Raw genomic sequence first — 2,387 nt, 5'->3', positions numbered from 1 at the left:
CCGCGACATCGTCCAGGCCTGGATCGATCGCGAACCGCTGGTCGACTGGGTGCGGCCCGAAGGTGGCGTCGTCGGCTTCCCGCGCCTCAATGTCGAACCCGGCTTCGACCTCGACCGGTTCTATGTGAACCTGCTGGAAAACCACGGCACCTATGTCGGACCCGGCCACTGGTTCGAGATGGAAAAACGCTTCTTCCGCGTCGGCTTTGGCTGGCCGACGGAAGCCGAATTGCGTGGCGGCCTCGACGCCATTTCCGTCGCGCTGCGGCAGTAAGTTTCCCGTGCCAGCGACCGGTTGATGCTACTGCGTCACAGCGACCGTTCATAGTGGCCAGCGTCTGCGCCGCCCCTCACCTGCCTGCCGGCATCCTCTCCCCGTATAGTAAGGGGGGAGGGGTGCTGTCATCGGCGATTTCGCCAATCTCCACCGTTGCGGGAGAAATGCCGGCGTCGCCGCCCGCCCCTCTCTCCCCGTCACTATAGGATGTCCGGCAGGACAGTGAGGGGCAGCGCCAACGTCAACGATTGCTCCGTTCGGCCAGAAACTCATGACGCAGTAGCGCTAATGCATCTCGCTCAAAAGTCGCGACGCGCTTTAGGCTGAAAATTCCTTGATCCAGCACTGATTTTGACGCATATCCGCTGCGAACTGAGCTAAAAGTTCCGCCAGCCGGACCAGCGCCCATCGTGGAAGTGCCCCGCCAGCTGATGCCATTCGAACGGGGCCTCTTAAATCATGACAGCAGAACAGATATCGCCGGACCAGCGCTATGCCGCGTTCCGCCACCGCTCCTTCCTGAGCTATTGGGCGGCGCGTTTCCTCACCACATTCGCCACCATGATCGTGTCCGTCGCGGTCGGCTGGCAGATGTACGATTTGACCCGCGACCCGCTCGATCTCGGCCTTGTCGGCATCGTCCAGTTCCTGCCGTCGCTGCTTCTGGTGCTGGTCACCGGCGTCGTCGCTGATCGCTTCGGCCGCCGCCTGATCATGGCGCTGGCGGTCGTGGTGGAGGCGATGTGCGCGCTGGCGCTGCTGTTCCTGACGCTGCGCGGCATCAGCGGGCCGCTGCCGATCTTCTGCGTGCTTGCCATGTTCGGCGTCGCCCGCGCCTTTTTCGGTCCGGCCTCCGCCTCGCTGTTCGCCAATCTGGTGCCGCCTCAGGATTTCGCCAACGCCATCGCCTGGAATTCATCGGCCTGGCAGACGGCGACCATCGTCGGCCCGGTCGCCGGCGGCCTGCTCTACGGCGTGTCGCCGGAAGCGGCCTACGGAACCGCCGCCGTCCTGATGCTCGTGTCCGGGCTGCTGATCTTCACCATTCCGAAGCCGTCGCAGCGGACCGAGTCGGAAAAGCCGACGATGCAGCACCTGCTCGGCGGGTTCAGCTACATCTGGAGCGAGAAGATCGTGCTCGGCGCCATCTCGCTCGATCTGTTCGCCGTGCTCCTGTCCGGCGCCTCGGCGCTGCTGCCGGTCTATGCACGCGACATCCTCCAGCTCGGCCCCTGGGGCCTCGGCCTGCTGCGCTCGGCGCCCAGCATCGGCGCCATTTGCGTCGCCATCTGGCTGGCCGGGCATCCGCTTCGCAACCACGCGGGCATGATCATGCTGGTCGCCGCCGCCTCGTTCGGCGCCTTCACCCTGCTGTTCGGCCTTTCCACCATCACCTGGCTGTCGATCGTGGCGCTGGTCTTCCTTGGCGCCACCGATATGTTCAGCGTCTACATCAGGGAAACGCTAATTCAGCTGTGGACGCCCGACGAGGTGCGCGGCCGCGTCAACGCCGTCAACCAGGTCTTTGTCGGTGCCTCCAACGAGGTCGGCGAATTCCGCGCCGGCACGATGGCCGCGCTGATCGGCACGGTGCCGGCCGTGGTGATCGGCGGCATCGGCGCCATCGCCGTAGCGGGCCTGTGGATGGTGCTGTTCCCGCAACTGCGCAAGGTGCGCCATCTCGACGGACGCAACTGATCTTCCTCCAGTTGACAAGCCAAAATGCCCCGCCCCCGTGCCACAGGAGCTCTCATGATCACTTGCTACCTGAAATATGTCATCGACCCCTACAAGCTTGCCGAGTTCGAAGATTATGGCCGTCGCTGGATAGCTCTGGTCAACCGCCTCGGCGGAAACCATCACGGCTATTTCCTTCCGAGCGAGGGGGCGAGCAATATCGCTTTTGCCATGTTCAGCTTCCCGAGCCTCGCCGACTACGAGGTCTATCGCAAGCGTATGGCTGCCGACCCGGAATGCCAGGAAGTGTTTGAAATGGAAAAACGCAATCGCAGCATTCTCAGCTACGAGCGCAGCTTCCTGCGGCCGGTGCTCGAACCTTAAAGCGCGTCGCGTCGAAACAGATTCACGCGCCGCGCTTTAGGTCTTGTTT

2 protein-coding genes and 1 pseudogene are annotated in these 2,387 nt (G+C 63.4%); all 3 read left to right on the top strand.

Annotated features, from left to right (window positions below; genetic code table 11):
* Nucleotides 1–274: pseudogene (locus EN749_RS34205) on the top strand (aspartate aminotransferase); the annotation flags it as partial.
* Between the two features lie 462 nt (nt 275–736).
* Entirely contained in the window at nt 737–1,975 is a 1,239-nt protein-coding gene (locus EN749_RS34200) for an MFS transporter (protein WP_127397457.1), read from the top strand.
* A gap of 54 nt (nt 1,976–2,029) precedes the next feature.
* Entirely contained in the window at nt 2,030–2,338 is a 309-nt protein-coding gene (locus tag EN749_RS34195) for an NIPSNAP family protein (protein ID WP_027037386.1), read from the top strand.
* Nucleotides 2,339–2,387: the final 49 nt, after the last annotated feature.

This window comes from Mesorhizobium sp. M7A.F.Ca.ET.027.02.1.1, assembly GCF_004022985.1.
GTDB lineage: Bacteria > Pseudomonadota > Alphaproteobacteria > Rhizobiales > Rhizobiaceae > Mesorhizobium.
This window is presented reverse-complemented; position numbering and strand designations above follow the sequence as displayed.

Excerpts from the sequence above, each read along its gene's own strand:
- EN749_RS34200 (WP_127397457.1), top strand. The coding sequence starts at position 737 with ATGACAGCAGAACAGATATCGCCGGACCAGCGCTATGCCGCGTTCCGC.
- EN749_RS34195 (WP_027037386.1), top strand. The coding sequence starts at position 2,030 with ATGATCACTTGCTACCTGAAATATGTCATCGACCCCTACAAGCTTGCC.